The organism is Microvirga sp. GN3 (assembly GCF_055792825.1).
This window is the reverse complement of sequence record NZ_JBVVAK010000252.1, coordinates 1-1,556: the sequence shown is the minus strand read 5'-3', so window position 1 is coordinate 1,556 and position 1,556 is coordinate 1. Positions and strand designations below refer to the sequence as shown.

Below are 1,556 nucleotides of genomic sequence, written 5' to 3'. Positions count from 1 at the left end.
CGCTGAGACCTTCAAGCGCGGGCGGGACTTCGCCGCCTGGGTCGGGCTCACGCCCTTGCAGCACTCCACCGGCGGCAAACAGAAGCTGGGTGCCACCTCGAAGATGGGTGAGCGGACCTTGCGCCGCCTGCTGATCATCGGCGCGAGTGCCGTTGTGAGTTGGGCAGCCCGCAACCGGGCTCCGGCAGGCTCGTGGATGGCGCGCATGGTCGCGCGCAAACCACCGATGCTGGTGCGGGTGGCGCTCGCCAACAAGATGGCCCGCATCGTCTGGGCCCTGATGGCGAGAGGTGGGGTTTATCAGGCTCCAGCCGCGATGGCCTAAGCATTCGCGGCTGCGGGGCTGTTGGGGCGTGGGAAGATCACAAGGAGAGAGATGGCGCAACGGTCACCGAGACGGGATCAGGAAAACCAGCTTTGCGACAAGAGCCTCGAGCACGTGGCTTTGAATTGGACCTGATCCGCGAACTCCCATCCGGGCCCGCGGCATGTGAACGGCCGCATCAGAGGCCGCACACATGTCAGACCCTGACCACGCGCTGCATCAAACCTGAAGATTCTTCTTGCGCTCTAGCGGGCGTCCACACATGTCGCAAATCCGAGGCTGGGATGAGGAAGTAGCAGATGCCTGTTGATCGGCTCATGCGGCGAGTAGCTCGAACTGTTGCGCGTTCCAGGCGATCGTGATTACGGGTTCCAGAGGATCGTGATCATCCATTCCAGGGCATCGTGATCATGGTTTCCAGAGGACCATGATCGCTCATTCCAGCGATCGTGATCAGTCTCCGAGACCGTGAAGAGGTGCTTTCTGCTGGCAGTCTGCAACCCACGGTACTCTTGGCCTTTGCTTCCCAGCCGAGGACCAAGATGCCCACCGAGAGACTGTCGATGCGCCACATCCGTGAAGTCTTACGCCTGCACCATGCGGTCGGGCTCTCCCAGCGCGCCACCGCAACCAGCCTGGGCCTGGCCCAGGGCACCGTCAGCAAATACATCAACCGCGTCCGGCGGGCCGGCCTGACCTGGCCCCTGCCGCCCGAGCTCGATGACGATGTCCTGCTGGAGAACCGGCTCTATCCGCCGCCCTCCGATCTGCCCGCCGAGCAACGCAGCCAGCCCGACTGGACCCTGGTCCATCGCGAACTGCGCCGGCCGGGCGTGACGCTGGTGCTGCTGTGGGAGGAATACTGCGACAGCGCCCCCGAGGCCTTCAGCTATTCCTGGTTCTGCGAGCATTACAAGGACTGGGCGGGTCGGCTCAAACCCACTCTGCGCCAGGTCCATGTCGCCGGCGAGAAGCTCTTCGTCGACTATTCCGGCCACACCATGGAGGTGATCGACGGGCTCACCGGCGAGGTCCGCCCGGTCCAGATCTTCGTCGCCGTGCTCGGGGCCTCCAACTACACCTATGCCGAGGCCAGCTTCACCCAGAGCCTGCCGGACTGGATCGGTTCGCACGTGCGCACCTTTGCCTTCCTGGGCGGTGCCACCCGCCAGACGGTCAGCGACAATCTCAAGGCCGGGATCACCAAGGCTTGCTTCCACGAGCCGATGGT

At 64.0% G+C, this 1,556-nt stretch carries 2 protein-coding genes; both read left to right on the top strand.

Annotated elements, in window-relative coordinates:
• On the top strand, positions 1-325 hold a 325-nt coding region (locus tag ACS5Q1_RS45220; RefSeq protein WP_473104344.1), incomplete at its 5' end, for a transposase.
• Positions 326-888: 563 nt separating this feature from the next.
• On the top strand, positions 889-1,556 hold a 668-nt coding region (gene istA / locus ACS5Q1_RS45215), incomplete at its 3' end, for an IS21 family transposase (RefSeq protein ID WP_473104343.1).